The organism is Pseudomonas sp. PDM24 (assembly GCF_019218905.1).
In the GTDB taxonomy this organism is placed as follows: Bacteria; Pseudomonadota; Gammaproteobacteria; order Pseudomonadales; family Pseudomonadaceae; genus Aquipseudomonas.
On sequence record NZ_JAHUWR010000011.1, the window covers coordinates 151,641 to 170,416 of the forward strand.

Sequence of the window (18,776 nt, forward strand, 5' to 3'; positions counted from 1 at the left end):
GAGCGCTGGCGCTGAGCGGCCCGTTCAATGGCGCACCCAATGCACGAAGCTATCCACGGTCCAGTTTTTGTGCGGGTTGGTCGGCATAACGTCTTGCTCGTTGATCACCAACAGCACCGGCAAGCCCAGTTCATGGGTGATTTGCGCTGGGTGTTTGAAGCGGTGATCGAAGAACTCACGCACGTAGACGAAGGCAATCGCCAGCAGCAGACCGGTCAGCATCCCGAACGGAATGATCAGCAGCGGTTTGGGGAACGCTGCATCGGTCGGTTCATACGGCGGGCTGAGTACCCGGGCGTTGGACATATCGTTGTCCAGCAAACCGGCGGAGCTGCTTTCGGCAAAGCGTTGGGCATAGGTGGAGAACGCTGCGTGCAGGGCATTGATCTCGGTGTCCATTTGCGCCAGTTTGCTTTGAGCCACTTGCAACTGATGGATGCGCTCCTTGAAGTCGGCGATGCGTGCGGTTTTCTGCTTGATCACCGAGGTGACAATCGCCAGGTCGTTGGTGCGCTCCTGAATCCGGTTGCTGACGATTTTCAGGAACTGCTGACGGGTGCGGGAAATCTGCTCGCGGGTCAACAGCATGGGTTCACTGCCCGGCTGGAAGACGGCCAGGTCGTTCATGTAGCGGCTGACCTGAGTGGTCAGTTGCTCACCGAGCTGCCTGATCTCCCGGTCTTCGAAGGCAATGTTGTCCACCGTGGTGGTGAAGGTGAAGGGGAAGGTGTAATCGCTGAGCCGGGACGTATTGGTGGCAGACGTCAGGGCGGTTTTCAGGTAGTCGAGCCAGCGCTGGCTTTGCAACAGGCGATCCTGATACAGGTTCAGGGCCTGTTCCTCGGTGTTGATGGCATTGAGGCGGAAGGTGATTTCTTCCTTCGGATCGGATGAAGCCACGCCTTCGAGCAACGCCAGCCGCGTGCCTTCCAGGCCATCGAGACGCACCTGATACTGCTTCTTCTTGGTTTCGTAGAAGCTCTGCGGCAGGTCGATCGATTGCAGTTCCTGACGGCTGGCCAGGTAGTTTTGCAGCAGCGCCGCGACAAACCGGGTGCCCTGGGCGGGATCGCCAAAGCTGTAGACAATGGAGATCACGTTGGAACCCGGCAGGGTTTCGATTTTCAGGTTATCGACGGCCTCTTGGGTGTAGGTATCCAGGGCGGTGTCCCGAACCGGATCGGTCTCAAGCCCGAATGCATCGCGCACCGGATTGACCACGTATTCACGCAAGGGGGTGGTCACAAAACGCTTGATCGGTTCGGTCACCAGTTTGCTGAAGATCCCGGGGTTGGGCGCGTACTCGCCTTTGGCCCGCAGGTCGCTGATGGTCTGACGGATCAGGGCCGGGGAACGCAGGATATTGCTCTCGGTTTCCATGTCCGCCAGTGACGGTGGAATGAACGAGGCATCACCTTGGGTCAGGGACGTGGTGGCGTCTCCCTGGGAGAGTTTTTTGGATTGCACGATCACCTGCGCGGTGATGTCGAAGCTCTGTTTGAGCATCAGCGGCAAGATCAGGGCGATCACTGCAAAGATCAGGAAGACGCGTTTCACCAACTGCTTGTTGGCGAAGAAAATCCTGAAGAACTCATGCAGGTAGTTTTCCTTTGGGTTCATGGTCGGTCACCTGAGCGTTAGTTGTCGCTGCCTTTGTTATCGACGCGGTAGCCAAAGGTGAAGCCCACCCCCTGGAACAACACCACGTCCGCCAGTTGCCGTGCGAGCTCACCGGCGCTGGCCAGTTTGGTCTTGGGCACGTAGAGCATGTCGTCCGGTTGCAGGTAAGCAATCTGTGACGCGTCACCGGACAAGGCTTTTTCCACGTCGTAGTGCACCGCCTGCACATGGTTGCCGGTGCGGCGCATGATCACTACCGAATCGAGCCGCGCCTTGACGTTAGTGCCACGGGCCAGGGTCAAGGCTTCGAGCACCGAGACCGGTCGGCGAATCGGGTAGGAGCCCGGTTGCGCGACTTCACCCAGCACATAGATTTCGTTGCCCGAGGTGGATTTGAGCATGACGTCGACTGTCATCCGCCCCGGCAATTGCGCGTAGCGTTGATTGAGGAACGTTTCCAGTTGGTTGACCGTCATGCCTTGCAGCGGCACGGAGCCGATTTCCGGGAAACTCGCATAGCCGTCGTTGCCCACAACGATCTCCCGGCTCATACCGGTAGCGGGGTGGTTCAGGGCGCTCTTGAGGTTCTGCTCGTTGCTCAGCGGGCTGGTGACCAGCACGGACAGCTGGTTGCGGTTGGGCTGGAACAGGGCTTTACGGTTATAGACACGCTGGATTTCCTCCCGGGCTTCGACCGACGTCAGCCCGCCGATTTTCACCGCGGTGTTGGCTCCTGGCAGTTCGATGGTGCCATCGGGCAGCACCAGTTGCGTGCCGTTGAGCTGGCTGGCCGCGGTGAAGTTCAGGGCGACCTGGTCACCGGGTTGAATCCGATAAGCCTGCGAGCCGCTGGTGCTGATGTGAAAGATCACATCCAGCACGTCCTTGGGCCGCAGGGTCTGTTCGACCTTGGGCATGTCGGTGGCCTGGGCATTGGCCGGCTCGGCCGTGAGGATCTGCACCGGCATCTGCTGGGTTTCACTGGTGCTGGAGCAACCTGCAAGCGGTAGCAACAGCAGGAGAAGCATTTTGGCGTTCATGGCGTCATCCTTTTCTGCGGTTGCTTACAGGTTTTTGTAGAGCCATTTGGGCATGTAGTACTTGCGCCGGTTGAAGACGCTGCCCACCAGTTTTGCGCCAGCCTGAGTCAGGCGCTGGGCTGCGGCCTGGGACACTTCCCAGCGCGTGTCTTCGGCGCGCACCACCATGATCACGCCGTCCGCCAAGGTGCTGATGACCAGGGTGTCGGCGGCCGAATACACCGCGTCGCCGTCGATCACCACGAAGCGATAGCGATCGCCCAGTTGGTTGAGCAACGGGGCCAGCTGTTCGGTCGTCAGGTGCTCGGCGCCGCGGATGTGCCGCCCGTTCGGCAGGATGTGGAAGGGCAGGCTGGAGACGTTCACCAGGCAGTCCTGCAGCAGCGGCGGTGAGTCGTTGAACAGCAGGTCTCGAAAGCCGCGTTCTTTGGTCAGCCCCAGCTGTTGCGTGAGATTGCCCTCCGACTGGCTGGCGTCGACCAGCAGCACTTGGCCGCTGCTCATTGACGCCAGTTGGCTGGCCAGCGCCAGGGCGCTGGTGGTGGTGCCGGCGCCTGGATTGGCAGCGGTCAGGAAGAGGATCCGCAGATCCAGGTCGAGCACGGTCGAGGTCAGGTTGGACTCGCTCGGGCTGGCGATGGTCAGGCTTTTGTTCGATGAACCGTCCATTTAACTCGCTCCGTGGCCGCTGAATACTTTGAAGGGGGTTTTCAACAGGATCTTCAGATCAAGCAAGAGGCTCTGCTCGGCGATATAGCTGAGGTCCAACTCAACGCGCTGGTCGAAGTCGATATTGCTGCGCCCGGATATCTGCCACAGGCCGGTCATGCCGGGGTAGATGCTCAGGCGTGCAAGGTGGCTGTCTTTGTAGCGATAAGCGTTGAACGAGGTCGGTCGGGGACCAACCAAACGCATGTCGCCGCTGACCACATTGATCAGGTTGGGCAACTCATCAAGGCTGCTGCGCCGCAGGAAGCTACCGATAGGGGTAATCCGCGGGTCGTTGTCGATCTTGAAATCGATGGCATCGGCGCCGTGCTTGTTCAGATGCCGCAAGGATTCCTTGAGCTCTTCGGCGTTGGTCACCATGGTGCGGAACTTGTACATGCCGAACAGGCGGCCGCGGTAACCGGTGCGCTTCTGCACGAACATCACCGGCCCCGGGCTGCTGAACTTGATCACCAGCGCCAGGCCCAGCAGCACAGGGGACAGCAGCAGCAGAATCACCAGCGCGCCAAGGCATGCAACCACTCGGTTGGTTCGCGACAGCGTCCAGGGCCGACCACCGTCACGGCCGGTCATCCAGCCGCGGCCCTGCATGTGGATCGCCGTGTCCAGGCGCATTCGGTGTTCGGGGTCCAGGCGTTTGTCACGCAGCATGTGATTGAGCAACACGCCTTTTTCATGTCCAGTCATAGAGTCCTCCGCTGAAGCCCTTTCGCGAGTGGCGAGTGGGCGTTGCGCAGTGGGTAGTAGTCACGGAACCAGGCGATGAATCGTCCGAGTCCTTCATCCAGCTCGATCCGTGGCTGGAAACCGGTGGCCTGGGCCAGATCGCTGGCATCGGCGCAGGTGTTGAGCACGTCGCCCGGCTGCAGGGGCAGCAACTCGACGAGGGCTTTTTGTCCGAGGTGTTTTTCCAGCAGCGCCAGGTAGTCCTTGAGCTCCACTGGCTGTTGTCCGCCAATGTTGTAAATGCGCCATGGCGCCATGCTGCTGGCCGGGTCAGGTTGTTCGCGGTTCCACTCCGGTGCTGGTTGGGGGGCGCGCTCGATCAGACGGGCGATGCTCTCGATGATGTCGTCGATGTAGGTGAAATCACGCTGGTGCTGGCCGTAGTTGAACAGCTTCAGCGGCTGGCCTTCGGCAATCGCCCGGGCGAACTGGATCGGCGACATGTCTGGCCGGCCCCAAGGCCCGTACACCGTGAAAAAACGCAAACCGGTGCAGGGAATGCCGAACAGATGGCTGTAGCTGTGAGCCATCAGTTCGTTGGCTTTTTTGGTGGCGGCGTACAGCGACAACGGGTGGTCGACGCCGTCCTTGACCGAGTAAGGCGTGTGCTGGTTGGCGCCGTACACCGAACTGGACGAGGCATAGATCAAGTGCTTGACCGGGTGGTGGCGGCAGCTTTCGAGGATGTTCAGGAACCCGCTCAGATTGCTGTCGACGTAGGCCCGGGGATTTTCCAGGGAGTAACGCACCCCGGCCTGGGCCGCGAGGTGAATCACCACCTCCGGTTGTTCAGCGACAAACAGTGCGTCGAGGGCCGTGGCGTCGGCCACATCGACTTTCGCCAGCGGGAAATCGCCGACTTGCTTGCGCACCCAATCCACGCGGTCGTGTTTGAGTTGCGGGTCGTAGAAGTCGTTGAAATTATCCAGGCCGCATACCTCATGCCCGTCGCGCAACAGCCGCAACAGGCAATGGGCGCCAATGAAACCGGCCGCTCCGGTGACGAGTATTTTCATGGCCGTGGCGCCTCGGGAACGATGTGCCGAAGCCCGATACCGCTGTAGTGCAAACCGGCCGCCGCCACGTGCTCCGGGTTGTAAAGATTGCGCCCGTCGACAATCACCCGCGCGCGCAATTTGCTCGCCAGCAGATCGAAGTCGACCACGCGGAAGTTCTTCCACTCGGTGCAGATCACCAGCGCGTCGGCATCTTCCAGGGTGTCGTCGCGGGTGGCGCACAGGTGCAGGTCATTGCGGTAGCCGTAAATGCGCCGGCACTCGGACATGGCTTCCGGGTCGTAAGCCTGCACGCTCGCACCTTCGGCCCACAGCGCCTCCATCAGATAACGGCTGGGGGCTTCGCGCATGTCATCGGTATTGGGCTTGAAGGCCAGGCCCCAAATCGCGATGGACTTGCCGACCAGGCCATCGGGAAACAGCGCCTGCAGTTTGCTGAAGAGGATGTGCCGTTGGCTGTCATTCACATCGGTGACGCTACGCAGCAGACGCAATGACATGCCGTTGTGTTCGGCGGTGTGCAGCAGGGCGCGCAGGTCTTTAGGAAAGCATGAGCCGCCGAAACCGCAGCCGGGGTAAATGAAGTGGTAACCGATGCGCGGGTCCGAGCCGATGCCTTTGCGCACCGCTTCAATGTCGGCTCCCAGCAACTCGGTGAGGTTGGCCAGTTCGTTCATGAAACTGATGCGGGTGGCGAGCATTGCGTTAGCGGCGTACTTGGTCAGCTCGGCGCTGCGGTTGTCCATGAACATGAGCTTTTCGCGGTTGCGGCAGAACGGTGCATAGAGTTCGCTCAACTGGTTGCGCGCTTCATCGTCATTGGTGCCGACAATGATCCGGTCCGGGCGCATGCAATCGGCCAAGGCGCTGCCTTCCTTGAGAAACTCCGGGTTGGACACCACCCGCACGTTCAATGCTTGTTTGCCACGGCGTTGCAGTTCTTCGTTGGCAGCGCTCGCCACTTGGTCCGCGGTGCCCACCGGCACGGTGGACTTGATGATCAGGGTGCGATCGGACTCCATGAAACTGGCGATCTGCCGAGCGACATTCAGCACATGGCTGAGGTCGGCGGAACCGTCTTCATCGGCGGGAGTGCCCACCGCGATGAAAATCAGCTCCGCGTGTTCGACCGCGTCACTGGCCTGGGTGGAGAAAAGCAGGCGACCGGCCTTGATGTTGTCTTCCAGTGTGCTGGACAGTCCCGGTTCGCTGATCGGGGGCACGGCTTGTTGCAGTTGCTTGATCTTGTTGAGGTCAATGTCGACGCACAGCACGCGATGTCCGACATCGGCCAATGCCGCAGCTTGTATCAGACCGACGTAACCCGTACCAAATACGCTCACGTCCATATTGGCGTGCCTCGTAAAACGGTGGATGTAACTGAAATGAGACTGTCAAAAGGGGTATAGCCCAGCCGTGGGAAAGCGAGTCAGCAAAATGACGGGTAACGCGACCGGGAAAACCCCGGTTTCACGGGCTTTTTGCCATCAAGTGCTTGCCGCTGCTGGATTTGCCGCGGTTTTGAGGGGTTTGTGAGGGTTTTAAGAAAACGATAAACGGTCGTAGGGCTTGAAACACAAGGGTTACAGACGCTTGAGTGTGTCAGATTCGAGGCAACGTTTTTTTGACGCTTTGGGGAAAAAACCGGCATTTCTTGCGCTTCGAGGGCTCGGTGCTAGTGTCAGAAAATGGCCGACAATCCATTGGCCACGGAGGTGCTGTAATCACCATGATCCGTTACCTCAAGGAACTGTTGCTGGTTCTGTATTTACTCAAGAATTACGACGACTATCTCGATCGTCTTGACGCGCTGGGCATCGGTTTTCCGATGCTGCTGTATGGCGCAATGTTCGTCTTGCTGACAGTGGCGTTGTTCATGACCGCGTACATCCGTCAGACGCTGATCCGTCATCTGTTCGCGTTGGTGATGTCTGGCTCGGCGGTGTTCTTCGACGTCTATACGCAAGTGACTGCCGGTTACATGACCTACAGCAGTTTTGTGTCGCTGGTGTATTCCGGTGGGTTCATTCAAGAGGCCGCGTACCAGTACCGCGATGCAATCATCAGCGCGATGGTCAGTGGTTTGTTGCTGCTGTTCGGTATCGGGCTCAAGCCGCGGCGACGGGCGCCATTACCGGGGGCACTGTTGGTGGCGGCGCCAGTGTTCGGGGTACTGATGCTCAGCACCGTGCTGTTCGTGCGGGCCGGCGAGGGGGCCCGTGGCTTGCCGATCATGTACACACCGTTGGCCTATCTGAATCTGTTCACCTATGAAGCGCTGCACAACACCGTCGGCCCGCGTGAGCCAGTGAGCCTGCCGCGCGTCGATCAGCCGGTGGGGCACGACATTGTGCTGATCATCGACGAGAGCATTTCCGGCAACTACCTGGACATCAACACGCCGTTCGGTGTGCACAGCAACCTCAAGGAACCGCGCCCGGGCGTGGACATCTTCAATTATGGCTACGCGGCGTCCATCGCCAATTGCAGCGCCGACACCAATGTCACGCTGCGCTACGGTGGCACCCGCGCCGACTACATGCGGATCAACAGCACATTGCCGTCGATCTGGCAGTACGCCAAAAAAGCCGGGCTGCGCACCGTTTACATCGACTCCCAGCGCACCGGCGGCAACTTGCAGAACCTGATGAATGCTGCCGAGCAAAAGGACATCGACGAGTTCGTGCAATTCGACCGCACCAGCGTGCGTGAGCGCGACATGGCAGCGGCGGCCAAGCTGATCGAGCTGCTCAACGACGGTAAGCCGGAGCTGGTAGTGATCAACAAGGTCGGTGCGCATTTTCCGGTGCACGACAAGTACCCGGACGCCTTTATGGCTTACCGCCCGACATTGCCCCGTGGGCAGTTTGTCGAAGTGGCGGACACGGGCACACGCGATGGTTTCAACGGTCAGCCGGATGATTGGTTGCTGTACCGCAACGCCTATAAAAATACCGTGCTGTGGAATGTCGGCGAGTTTTTCGCGCGGGTGTTTGCTCAGGCGGATTTGAGCCATGCGCTACTGATCTACACCTCGGATCACGGGCAGGATCTGCATGAGCGCGGTAACCCCGGGCTCAATACTCACTGCGGTGGTGATCCAGTGGAGGAGGAGGGGTTGGTGCCGTTGGTGGTGATTTCGGGCAGCGGTTTGCAGACCCTGGACTGGCAGGCGCAATTGCCGGCCAACAAGGATCGCTCCAGTCACTACAACATCTTCCCGACGTTACTGCAGGTGATGGGTTATGACCTGGCGGGGATTGAGGCGGTGTATGGCAAACCGCTAAGTGTGCCGACGGGGGACGATTTCACCTTTAACTATCGGTTTAATGCGCGGTTGGGGGCCAAGCCGGAGTGGAAGCATATTGATCTGAACAGCATTGTGACGCCGGGGCGGGTGGTGCCGAGTGTGGCGGTGGGGCAGTGAGGTGGTTTGTTGGCTGAGCGGGCCTCTTCGCGAGCAAGCCCGCTCCCACATTTGATGGGTGTGAACACAGATTTTGTGTACACCGGCGATCCCTGTGGGAGCGGGCTTGCTCGCGAAGAACGATAACGCGGTCCCGCTGCCGTCCGCTATCCTAGGCCCACTGCCTTCACGAGTCTCCCCTCATGCTTTCGGTCCAGGGCGTCTTCAAAAGCTACGCCACCCCCCAAGGCCCGCTGCCGGTATTGCAAGGCGTCGACCTCACGTTGAAACCCGGCAGCAGCCTGGCGTTGATGGGGGAATCGGGCAGTGGCAAGAGCACCTTGCTGCACCTGATCGCCGGGCTGGACAAGGTCGATCGCGGCAGCATCCGCAGCGGCGAACATCGGCTGGAGCAGATGAACGAAAGCCAATTGGCGAACTGGCGGCGGACCGAAATCGGTCTGGTGTTCCAGCAGTTCAACCTGATCGGCAGTTTGCGCGTTGAAGACAATCTGGCGTTTCAGGCACGTCTGGCCGGGCGCCACGATCCACGTTGGCAGGCGCATCTGGTGCAACGTCTTGGGTTGGGAGATTTGCTGCGGCGTTATCCGGAGCAACTGTCTGGTGGGCAACAGCAGCGGGTCGCCTTAGGTCGCGCCCTGGCATCGCAACCCAAACTGCTGCTGGCCGACGAGCCCACCGGCAGCCTCGATGAAGCCACCAGCGATGAGGTGTTGAAGTTGTTGCTGGAGCTGCTCGACGACAGCCCGACGACTTTGTTGATGGTCACTCACAGCCCACGGGTCGCCGCGCGGCTGGCAGACAAAGTGGTGCTGCACGGTGGCCGTCTGGCTGGCGCGGACGAGCGCTGAAGTGCGGGTTTTTCGTGAGACGCTGCGGGCGCTGCTCAGCCATTGGCGACAGCACCCGGTGCAATTTTTCAGTGTGCTGACCGGGCTCTGGCTCGCCACCAGCCTGCTGACCGGCGTGCAAGCGCTGAACAGCCAGGCGCGAGAAAGCTACGCCCGGGCCAGTCAGCTGATCGGCGGCGAACCGCAAGCCAGTCTCACGGCACTCGGCGGTGGGGTGTTTTCCCAGCAAGTGTTTGTTGACCTGCGTCGTGCGGGTTGGCCGGTATCGCCGGTGTTGCAAGGCCGGGTGACGCTCAAGGGCCATGAAGACCAGCGCTTGCAGTTGATGGGCATTGAGCCGGTGTCACTGCCGGCTGGTTCCGCAGTGGCCGGGCGGTCGTTGCCGATCGAGCAGATCGTCGAGTTTTTCACCCCGCCGGGCAGCACCTGGATTTCACCGCAGACCTTGCAGGCGTTGGGCTTGCGCGAAGACGAAACCCCGATGGCCCAGAGTGGAGTCACCTTGCCGCCGCTGCGTGCCCAGACCGACATGGCGCCCGGCGTGTTGCTGGTGGACATCGGCTTCGCCCAACAGACTCTGCAATTGCCCGATCAATTGTCACGCCTGCTGCTGCCCAAGGATTTCAGCGCGACCCTGCCTGATGAGCTCAAGGGCCAACTCCAGTTCAAAAGCAGCGGCGAAGAAAACAACCTCGCGCGCCTGACCGAGAGCTTCCACCTGAATCTCGATGCCTTGGGTTTTCTGTCGTTCGTGGTCGGCCTGTTCATCGTTCACGCGGCGATCGGCCTAGCGCTGGAGCAACGCCGAAGCTTGCTCAGAACCCTGCGCGCCTGCGGGGTCAGTGCCCGCCTGTTGATTGCCTGCCTGGCCGTCGAGCTGGGTGCTCTGGCGCTGATCGGTGGTATCGCCGGCGTCGTCAGCGGCTACCTGCTGGCCGGCGTGCTGTTGCCGGATGTCGCCGCCAGCCTGCGCGGCTTGTACGGCGCCGAAGTGCCGGGGCAGTTGAACCTCAGTCCGCTGTGGTGGTTCAGCGGTATCGGCCTGAGCCTGTTCGGTGCCTTGCTGGCCGGTGCCAACAGTTTGCTGCGGGCGGCGCGTTTGCCGTTGCTGGCGCTGGCCAATCCGCAAGCCTGGCACCTGGCCCACGCGCGCTGGTTGCGGCGCCAGGGGTGGGTCGCGGCGATGGCGACGATGATCGCGTTATTGGCGTTGATCTTCGGCGACAGCCTGAGCAGTGGCTTCGTGTTGATGGGCGCGTTGTTGATTGGCGCTGCACTGGCCTTGCCGGTGGTGTTGAACAGTGTGCTCAACTGGGTGCTTGGGCGCAGTCGTTCGGTGCTCGGCCAATGGTTTCTCGCCGACTGCCGCCAGCAACTGCCGGCCCTGAGCCTTGCCTTGATGGCGCTGTTGTTGGCGCTGGCGGCAAACATCGGCGCCGGCAGCATGACCGCCGGTTTCCGTCAGACCTTCAGCAACTGGCTCGAACAACGGTTGACCGCCGAGCTGTACCTCAATCCGCAAAATCCCGCCCAGGCTCGAGAGCTGCACACCTGGCTCAAACAACAACCCCAAGTCACCGCAGTGCTACCGAACTGGCAGGTATCGATCCAGTTGCAGGGCTGGCCGGCGGACGTCTTTGGCGTGATCGACCACCCGACTTATCGTCAGCACTGGCCGCTGCTGGAAGCCTTGGGCGACAACCCTTGGGAGCGACTGGCCAAGGACGACGCGCTGATGCTCAGCGAACAACTGGCCCGGCGGTTGAAGGTACGGCTCGGTGATCACCTGACAATCCCGACGCCGAATGGCCCATGGTCGCCGCGAATCGTCGGGATCTACGCCGACTACGGCAATCCCAAGGGGCATCTGCTGGTCAACATCAATCATCTGCTGCGCGGCTGGCCGCAATTGACGCCCAACCGTTTCAACCTGCGCATCGACCCGGCATCGATCCCCGGATTCCTGACCGCGCTGCAAGCACGCTTCGCCCTGGACGACAGCCGTATCGTCGATCAGGCCCGGCTCAAGGGCTGGTCCACGCAAGTGTTCGAACGCACCTTCGCCGCCACCGCCGCGCTCAACAGCCTGACGCTTTGCGTCGCGGGCGTGGCGCTGTTCATCAGCCTGCTGACCCAAAGCCAAAGCCGCCTTGGGCAACTCGCGCCGCTGTGGGCGCTGGGCGTGACTCGGCGCCAATTGATGCTGCTGAACCTCGGGCAAACCTGGTTGCTGGCGGTGTTGACGCTGGTGCTGGCGTTGCCCTTGGGCATCGCGTTGGCGTGGTGCCTGGACACGGTGATCAACGTTCAGGCCTTCGGTTGGCGCTTGCCGTTGCGGGTGTTTCCGTTGCAACTGTTGCAGTTGATGGGCCTGGCGTTGCTTGCAACATTGCTCGCATCGGCATGGCCGTTGTACTCGCTGTATCGCACGCAACCGGCGGATCTGCTGAGGACGTTTGCTCATGAGGATTAAGGTTGGCGTGTGGTTATTGGCCGCGCTGTTGAACGGATGCGACAACACGCCTGCACCGGAAAAAGGCTTCGCCGGCCTCGGCCATCAGGCCGCCGCATTTACCCCGGTGATACCCGGCCGGGTATTCAGCTTCCCGGCGGATCACGGCCCCCACGATGGCTTTCGCATCGAATGGTGGTACGTCACCGCCAACCTCAAGGACGCTCAGGGCCGGGAATTCGGTGCGCAATGGACGCTGTTTCGCAGCGCCTTGAAAGCGTCCCCCGAGCAACCCGGCTGGGGCAATCAGACCATCTGGCTGGGCCACGCGGCCGTGACTTCCGCCACGGCCCATCATGCCGCCGAACGCTACGCCCGAGGCGGCGTCGGCCAGGCCGGCGTGAGCCTGGTGCCGTTCAAGGCATGGATCGACGATTGGCATTTCAGTAGTCAGGCTTCCGATGAAAACCCGCTGGCGGACCTGCAACTCAGCGCTCGCGACAAGGCTTTCAGCTACCAATTGCGACTGACCTCCACACGCCCACTGGTGCTTCAGGGCGACAAAGGCTTCAGCCAGAAATCCGAACAAGGCCAGGCTTCGTATTACTACAGCCAACCGTTTTTCCAGGCCAGCGGCACATTGGAAATCGATGGCAAAACCTACACGGTCAGCGGCCCGGCCTGGCTCGACCGCGAGTGGAGCAGCCAACCCCTGACCGCCAACCAGACCGGCTGGGACTGGTTCTCCCTGCACCTGGACAGCGGCGAACAGGTCATGCTCTACCGCATGCGGCAAAAGGACGGCGCGCCGTACCTCACCGGCACCTGGATCGACGCCCAAGGGCAGACGCAGTTATTGCACGCCGACGACATCAGCCTCACGCCTCAGGAGAAGACCAAAGTCGCTGGCCGCTCAATGCCTGTGAGCTGGTCGATAAAAATCCCCGCCAAACACCTCGAAATCACCATCAACGCCCTCAACCCCAAGGCCTGGATGGACTTGCGCATTCCCTATTGGGAAGGACCGGTGCGGCTGAGCGGCAGCCATGGCGGGCAGGGGTATCTGGAGATGACCGGGTATTAAGATCAAAAGAGGGTTATGCGTATGCCGCAATGTCGCGGGTGTACTCGGTCAGTGTGAGCTGCCGAAGGCTGCGATCTTTTGATCCTGCTCCTAATGCGTCCAATCCACAGGAACTCCCAGAGACCTCCATCTCTCTACCGTAATAATACCGGCAGGAGCCCGCCATGAGCGACGACCTCAAACCGCCCACCCTTGCCACCTGGCAGCGGCTGTTCGACGACAAAGCCTACTGGCAGCAATCCCCCGACGCGCATTACAGCGAATTGCTGCGCATCGCCGACGATCTGCTGGGGCAGGGCGCCATCGACCTCGCTCAATGGCAGATCCTCAAAACCAAGGCCGATCAATCCCACAAAGACTCGCCCGCCGTGAATGTCGCCCACGAAGTCGACGATCCCGAAACCTGAGGACATCCCCATGAATCGCAAACCGACCAGTCCCTCGGAAAACCCCGACGAACCCCGGCCACCAGGCGAAGTCGAGCGCGACAATGACGCCCTGCGACCCACCGACCCGACCCGGCGCAAGGAAAGCGGCAAGGGCACAGACAGCGGAGAATCCACCGCGCAAGAAACTGCGGAAACCCCCTGATCAGCGTCTATGCTCATCGGCACAGACGGCCCCGAACTTGGATAAAGAGCTGTCTGCTGCCATCCATTACAGGGAAAGTATCGCTTATGAAACTCAACGCACTGACAAAAGCCATCGCCCTCGCCACGCTCCTGTCCGCCGCCAGCCTCAGCGCCATTGCCGCAGACATCCCGCTGTCCGCCGTCGTGGAAGCCGATCAGGTCGTCACCAAAGTCCTGGCGGTCGACGCCGCCAAACATCAAGTCGTCCTTGAAGGCGCGGAAGGTCGGCAGGTCCATGTACAACTCAGCGACAAAGCCAAAAACCTCGGCAAACTGAAAGTCGGTGATCAGGTCAACGTCGAAGTCATCCGCTCGGTCGCAGCCTACCTCGACACCAACATCGACAAAGGCCTGCCAGGCTCCATCGAACACACCGGCGAAATCCGCGCCACCAAAGACAATCCCAACCCCGGCGGCGAAGCCTTCCGTCAGATACAGGTCCAACTGAAAATCACCCACATCGACCTGAAGAAAAACCAGGTGACCTTCCAAAACCCGGCCGGCCAATCCAAAACCGTCAACGTCGAAAGGCCTGAAGTCCAGGCGAAACTGAAAGATCTGAAAGTTGGGCAGAGCGTTGTGGTGACCTATACCGATGTGCTGAAAGTCACCAGCCACCACCCAAGCTGATCATTACTTGTACCCGTTGATTGTTTTTGTACAGAAAGTTGTATAAGAACAATCAGTTTTAATGGTCGAACTGGTGAGTTTTAAAAGTTTGTATCTGGTTTTTTAGCAAAAACTTACGAGATATTACGTGCATAAATTTCATGTTTATACCGAGGACATATCCGCCAAATTCTATTAAAATCTTTCCCGTTCGCCCGGTGTCAGGGCTCTTTACCGGTGCATGGATTGCCAGGCCATTACACTGGGCGAACACCTCCTCTGGAATGCAATGTTTAAAAGTTTCGGATATAAAAAATGGGCGATCTTGGAGTCGCCCATTTTTATTGGCTGGGTTAAAGCTGCGCCCACAACCGCCGCCCGATAACATCCAGCAAATCACAACCGCCCCGCAACGGGATTAACAACACCCGCGCAAACTCTCGCAACAGCGCAGCATCACCACCAAACGCCTCGCCCAGGGACAGCGTTTCCAACAGTTGAGTGACACTGTGAATGCGATACGCCGTCGTGTCATGCAACACGTCAATAGGCGCTTCAGTGTCGATCAGCAACGAAGGGATCGCGCAATCGATGCCGGTAATCGGCAGGTATCGAGTCATGGTTGAGCCTCCTCAGCGTTGGACGCCCCACCCGGTGGATCGAGATTGTCCAGCGCCCGGTTTACCAACAATTCACCCAGCACGGCCAATTACTGAATCGATAATGCCAGGCTGCGGTGCGAGCCTTCGAGCTCGCAGGCAAAGTCGGTCGTCAGCACGTTGAGCGAGGCGAGGGTTTCGCAGGCGTGGCCTAGCAGGGTTTCAGTGTCGATGTTGGGGAGCAGGGTGAAAACGTGGCTGATGGGGTCGGGATTTTTGGGGGGCGGAGGCGGGTACTGATGGTGCGTTGGGTTGCTTGGCTGAGTTGATTGGGGTCGAAGAAGTCGGGTGGAAATTTTTTCATCGTGAAGCTCCTGAAACAATGGAGCCGCAAAGCGGCATTTGCATGCCTTGATCGTGTTCAGTCTGTCAAAACCGGTCGCTGAGGTTGCAGCGGCTGGAGGAGGTTATCTGGGGAGGATGGGGTGTACAAGTTCATGGGGGTCGATGGGTTTTGTGGGAAGTGTCCGATGCTTCTATAAGGCGTATCGAGGGAACCGCAAGGTTGTGCGTTTAGCTATATTGGGAATCGTAGATACCTGTGCTTGCTTTTATCGGATTGTCATTTTTCAGTTTGTTTAAAGCATTGGAAATAGCCTTGTTTAGTTCTGTCCAGCTTTTTGCTTTTTCGCTAAAAACTGGGTGCTCCCAGTCATATTCTTTAATTAAAGAAATTCTAAATGTGCCTTTTTCAGAGAATTCAGGGTGCCAACCTATATCAATAAGTTGATTGTGGGGGAAGACGGCTTGGAATAGGTCCTCCTTTAACTCATCAACGATCATCGAAGTGTCGGCAAGCTGATTGATGTGGGATATATCATCAAATGATATTGTTCCGCCAAGCTCAATTATTTTTTTAGTGTCCATTCAATTTTTCTTCGTCTTTGCTCAAAGGTGGGGCAGAGTTGTACTCATGAGCGAGGAGAGAATAAATCTGTCCCCATCATGATTCTCTACTACCATAGATCTATTCTTGCACACTCGAATTCAATGATGTTCCCAATCTCTAATCCTCCTGGTAAAAAATCATCGATCACCATATGTATGTCGCCAACGGCAACCACTTGGTTAGTAGTGTCGATAATTTTGGCAACGATTTTTCGCTCAAATTTTGTGTCGCTTAAGTTCCATATTCCTACAGCCGACTGATCACTGATCATTGCGTTTTTTACAGAAAAAACGTGGAGTGGTTGAGTTAAATGCTCGCCCACTATTTCATTGCAAGGTTGAGAGAAGGCGATGCATGTGAAGTCACCATCACTAATTTCAACTTCCGCTTCTTCAGCTGACTTCGATATCCATTTAATGCCTTTTATTATCATGCTATATCCCTTCGGCAGTGGTTGCTGATATTTTTATCCCGTTTGTGCGGCAAGAAGGAGGCGGATTTATTTTCGTGAGTACGCGATGATTTTTACATCTTTGTAGCAGGAGCTGGAAAGCAATAGTTTTAGGAGTTTAATCGCTTGCTCTGTTCTGTCTTCTCCCAATGAAACAGCGCAACGCTGTTGCCAATACTCAGGCTTTTGTAGTACTTCTTGCTCTAGTCGTTCCCATTGCTGATTTTTGAAGTCTATAAGGACTGATTTTGCAACAAGCTCTGTACTGTACTCAGTCCAGTTTGATTCTTCTGAGTCACCGATCCATGAGTGAAGCTTTTCATAAGTCTCGTCTTTTTGGCAATTTTTTATGGGGTGGCTCCTGTTGGATAAGATGAAGTCACTGCGCCGCTTTCTTGGATCACTTGCCATTCATGTTGGGTTTTGTTTTAAAAAGCTTTGAATGATGTCTGGCACTTCAGTTTCGGTTGTTTTTATGGTGTCTAACATTTCAATTAAGGATTTTATTTTATCGCTATATTCTATTGGGGCGATAAGTTGTGCGGCTGAATGAGTATCGCTTTCTATGAAGCGGCCTATGAGGGTTTCTCGACTATTTGTTAAGATGTCAAAGATGTTTTGCGAAGTGATGCCTTTGTCTGCTTTACTAAGCTGTTCCCATATGAGGTTGAGGTTGGGGGTGCGCTTTTTGAAGATTAGAATTATATTTCGATGCTGTGTTAACTCGTTTGGTTCGAACTTGTTGTCTAGGCTATTGTTGGATTGAATATATGAATATATTTTTGATGTTTCATTTTTTTTTATTAAATCTTCGTCGGTTAAGGTTTTTTCAATTTCTTTGCGTAGACGTATCTCTTGAGTTTTATGTGGCTCCAAGGAGTAGCCAACTGTTCGCCATTTCATCACGATTGGCCATTCGGGTGCCAAAGAATTAGTGACTTTGCTCCAAGTGGCCCATACTTCCAAAATGGACGGGCCAAAAAATGAAAAAGTTATGATGCCGGGAGCAGTAGTGTAAATGGATTGCTCCCATAGTCTTATTCCTGGTTCACAAATATAAAATGTGCTCATGATTTTTCTTTTCTTGAAGTAGGTATGTGTGGGCCCTCATTCGCTTTTACATGACCAGGTTTTCATATGCATAGAAAATAAATCTGTCTACTTCCCTGTTTTTTTGGTTGCTAAATTATTCTGAGTCAATGAGTTTTTTATATTTTGCAAATGTAACGATAGCTTGCTCGTCGCCATCAATTAGACGTTCGTAAAAACTTGGGTCCTTCGACCATTCTTCGAATACTAGTGAAGTTGAGTTTCCTCTCTCCCCTGACGGGGTCGAGCCCAATCTCCAGTATTGTGAAATGTGTTCGTCTATTACCTCAAAAAATTCAGCAGCAAAGGGTTTTGGATACTCGTCGTCCACTTCAGTACAAAGATAGAACCATGGGCAGTTATCCCAGAACTCAATTCCGTAGACCGTGTATTCTCTGGCGATGTCTAGATCTATCTCGCCGTCGGATATAGAGATATAGTGCTTTAATCTAGTTAGAGTGTATGGGTTTAAGATGTCGTGTAGATTGTTTATTTTACAGACGACTTTCATTATGGGTAATCTCCAGGTGGGGCTATGGATCTGTTCTGTTGTTCGAAGAAATTTTTATAAGCTGATAAGGTCATTTTCCAATTTTCAAATAGCCTCTCTTCGGATCCTTCGACTCCTTCGACTCCTTCGGGGGCAGGCATGTATCTAACTAGAGAGGCAATTTCTTCTGGGTAGTCGAAGTCTGCGTACAGCTCTTCAACTATTTCAAGCGGATCTTCATAGTCTTCTTGATGCTCAAGTAAAAAAGAAAGCAATAAAAAAATCCAAGGTTTGGTGGTGTCTGTTACTGGTGAGTGGTCCTTATCTGCCAGTGATTGGAGTAAGTCACTTGCCAAATAATTTTCTTGAGGTTGCAATGAGGCGAGTTCAATGGCCTCTTGTGAAGATTTTTCTGTTAGGGTTTTATAAGCGTATTCCGATACTCCTTTTTCATCTATAAAGCCGTGCTCAAATCCATATAGAAGCTCTTTCCAATTTAACCATGGAGTTTTTTTGTATATATAATAACTGTCAAGCGAAAAATTTTTCATTTTTGTATCTGCTTGCAAAAAAAAGGAGCAGATTTATTTTCATGTGCTGTCTAGTCCTGAAATAGGTTTACACCTGTTTCACCCTAACGCCCGATGCACCGCATCGGGCGTTTTGTATTTCAAAGACAGATGCGGTCGCTCACCGTTATAGATCGATACCGACTCACTCACCATCTTCTTCGCCTGCGTTAAATCCTGTGGCCTCTCGAGCAAAAGCTCTGTCTTCAATATTCCGTTGACCCGCTCCGCCAAGGCGTTTTGGTAGCAGTCATAGCCGTCCGTCATTGAACACCTGATGCCGTGTTTCGCGTGCAGTTCCTGGTACATCCCCGAGCAATACTGGCTGCCTCTATCCGAGTGATGAACCAGCGACTGCTCCGTTCGACGGTGCTTTACCGCCCGGCGCAGTGCGTGTGCTACCGACTCGGTGTGCAGGCTTTCATGGACGTGATAGCCCACGA

Annotated in this window: 19 protein-coding genes and 2 pseudogenes; 7 read left to right on the forward strand and 14 right to left on the reverse strand. The window is 56.6% G+C overall.

The window, feature by feature from the left end; genetic code table 11:
• Window positions 1-24: 24 nt before the first annotated feature.
• Genes KW837_RS27825 through KW837_RS27850 form a run of 6 tightly spaced genes read right to left on the reverse strand, consistent with a single transcriptional unit; the run spans window position 25 to window position 6,480 of the window.
• Window positions 25-1,620 (reverse strand): Wzz/FepE/Etk N-terminal domain-containing protein, encoded by a 1,596-nt coding sequence (locus tag KW837_RS27825; RefSeq protein ID WP_218399273.1) that lies wholly within the window; start codon window positions 1,618-1,620, stop codon window positions 25-27.
• A 17-nt stretch (window positions 1,621-1,637) separates the two neighbouring features.
• The gene (locus KW837_RS27830; RefSeq protein ID WP_218399274.1) at window positions 1,638-2,660 is read right to left on the reverse strand and encodes a polysaccharide biosynthesis/export family protein; all 1,023 of its coding nucleotides are present in this window, start codon (window positions 2,658-2,660) and stop codon (window positions 1,638-1,640) included.
• 24 nt (window positions 2,661-2,684) lie between these two features.
• Window positions 2,685-3,329 carry a CpsD/CapB family tyrosine-protein kinase gene (locus tag KW837_RS27835; protein ID WP_218399275.1) on the reverse strand — a complete coding sequence of 215 codons (645 nt, stop codon included), beginning with the start codon at window positions 3,327-3,329 and terminating at the stop codon, window positions 2,685-2,687.
• On the reverse strand, window positions 3,330-4,076 hold the full coding sequence (locus KW837_RS27840) for a sugar transferase (protein WP_008073318.1): 747 nt from the start codon (window positions 4,074-4,076) through the stop codon (window positions 3,330-3,332).
• On the reverse strand, window positions 4,073-5,131 hold the full coding sequence (locus tag KW837_RS27845; RefSeq protein ID WP_218399276.1) for an NAD-dependent epimerase: 1,059 nt from the start codon (window positions 5,129-5,131) through the stop codon (window positions 4,073-4,075). Before KW837_RS27845 ends, KW837_RS27840 begins: the two co-directional genes overlap by 4 nt.
• Window positions 5,128-6,480 carry a UDP-glucose/GDP-mannose dehydrogenase family protein gene (locus KW837_RS27850; protein WP_218399277.1) on the reverse strand — a complete coding sequence of 451 codons (1,353 nt, stop codon included), beginning with the start codon at window positions 6,478-6,480 and terminating at the stop codon, window positions 5,128-5,130. The genes KW837_RS27845 and KW837_RS27850 overlap by 4 nt, the downstream gene beginning before the upstream one ends.
• Before the next feature lie 380 nt (window positions 6,481-6,860).
• Between KW837_RS27850 and KW837_RS27855 the strand changes: the two genes are divergently transcribed.
• From KW837_RS27855 to KW837_RS27885, 7 genes are all read left to right on the forward strand, one after another.
• Window positions 6,861-8,558, forward strand: coding sequence for a sulfatase-like hydrolase/transferase (locus tag KW837_RS27855; protein WP_218399278.1), 1,698 nt, complete (start codon window positions 6,861-6,863; stop codon window positions 8,556-8,558).
• A gap of 182 nt (window positions 8,559-8,740) precedes the next feature.
• Complete coding sequence (locus KW837_RS27860; protein WP_008013141.1) at window positions 8,741-9,409, forward strand: ABC transporter ATP-binding protein; 669 nt, start codon at window positions 8,741-8,743, stop codon at window positions 9,407-9,409.
• 1 nt (window position 9,410) lies between these two features.
• The gene (locus tag KW837_RS27865; RefSeq protein ID WP_218399298.1) at window positions 9,411-11,882 is read left to right on the forward strand and encodes an ABC transporter permease; all 2,472 of its coding nucleotides are present in this window, start codon (window positions 9,411-9,413) and stop codon (window positions 11,880-11,882) included.
• Window positions 11,872-12,945, forward strand: a complete 1,074-nt coding sequence (locus tag KW837_RS27870; RefSeq protein ID WP_218399279.1) for a lipocalin-like domain-containing protein — start codon at window positions 11,872-11,874, stop codon at window positions 12,943-12,945. The genes KW837_RS27865 and KW837_RS27870 overlap by 11 nt, the downstream gene beginning before the upstream one ends.
• Window positions 12,946-13,109: 164 nt before the next feature.
• Window positions 13,110-13,352, forward strand: coding sequence for a hypothetical protein (locus KW837_RS27875; protein ID WP_218399280.1), 243 nt, complete (start codon window positions 13,110-13,112; stop codon window positions 13,350-13,352).
• A 10-nt stretch (window positions 13,353-13,362) separates the two neighbouring features.
• The gene (locus KW837_RS27880) at window positions 13,363-13,536 is read left to right on the forward strand and encodes a hypothetical protein (RefSeq protein ID WP_008073311.1); all 174 of its coding nucleotides are present in this window, start codon (window positions 13,363-13,365) and stop codon (window positions 13,534-13,536) included.
• An 86-nt stretch (window positions 13,537-13,622) separates the two neighbouring features.
• Window positions 13,623-14,207: a hypothetical protein gene (locus KW837_RS27885; RefSeq protein ID WP_218399281.1), complete on the forward strand. Its 585-nt coding sequence runs from the start codon at window positions 13,623-13,625 to the stop codon at window positions 14,205-14,207.
• Window positions 14,208-14,539: 332 nt separating this feature from the next.
• Here KW837_RS27885 and KW837_RS27890 read toward each other — a convergent pair whose 3' ends face one another.
• The 8 genes and pseudogenes from KW837_RS27890 to KW837_RS27920 all read right to left on the reverse strand — a co-directional run.
• Window positions 14,540-14,806 (reverse strand): hypothetical protein, encoded by a 267-nt coding sequence (locus KW837_RS27890; RefSeq protein ID WP_218399282.1) that lies wholly within the window; start codon window positions 14,804-14,806, stop codon window positions 14,540-14,542.
• Window positions 14,803-15,149: pseudogene (locus KW837_RS28905) on the reverse strand (DUF6124 family protein). The gene KW837_RS27890 and the pseudogene KW837_RS28905 overlap by 4 nt, the downstream one beginning before the upstream one ends.
• Window positions 15,150-15,358: 209 nt before the next feature.
• Window positions 15,359-15,712 carry a hypothetical protein gene (locus KW837_RS27895; RefSeq protein WP_218399283.1) on the reverse strand — a complete coding sequence of 118 codons (354 nt, stop codon included), beginning with the start codon at window positions 15,710-15,712 and terminating at the stop codon, window positions 15,359-15,361.
• 89 nt (window positions 15,713-15,801) lie between these two features.
• Window positions 15,802-16,167, reverse strand: coding sequence for a hypothetical protein (locus tag KW837_RS27900; RefSeq protein ID WP_218399284.1), 366 nt, complete (start codon window positions 16,165-16,167; stop codon window positions 15,802-15,804).
• A gap of 429 nt (window positions 16,168-16,596) precedes the next feature.
• Window positions 16,597-17,256: a hypothetical protein gene (locus tag KW837_RS27905; RefSeq protein ID WP_218399285.1), complete on the reverse strand. Its 660-nt coding sequence runs from the start codon at window positions 17,254-17,256 to the stop codon at window positions 16,597-16,599.
• A gap of 115 nt (window positions 17,257-17,371) precedes the next feature.
• The gene (locus tag KW837_RS27910) at window positions 17,372-17,785 is read right to left on the reverse strand and encodes a hypothetical protein (protein WP_218399286.1); all 414 of its coding nucleotides are present in this window, start codon (window positions 17,783-17,785) and stop codon (window positions 17,372-17,374) included.
• Window positions 17,785-18,315 (reverse strand): DUF2247 family protein, encoded by a 531-nt coding sequence (locus KW837_RS27915; protein WP_218399287.1) that lies wholly within the window; start codon window positions 18,313-18,315, stop codon window positions 17,785-17,787. The genes KW837_RS27910 and KW837_RS27915 overlap by 1 nt, the downstream gene beginning before the upstream one ends.
• 50 nt (window positions 18,316-18,365) lie before the next feature.
• Window positions 18,366-18,776, reverse strand: a pseudogene (locus KW837_RS27920) (transposase); the annotation flags it as partial.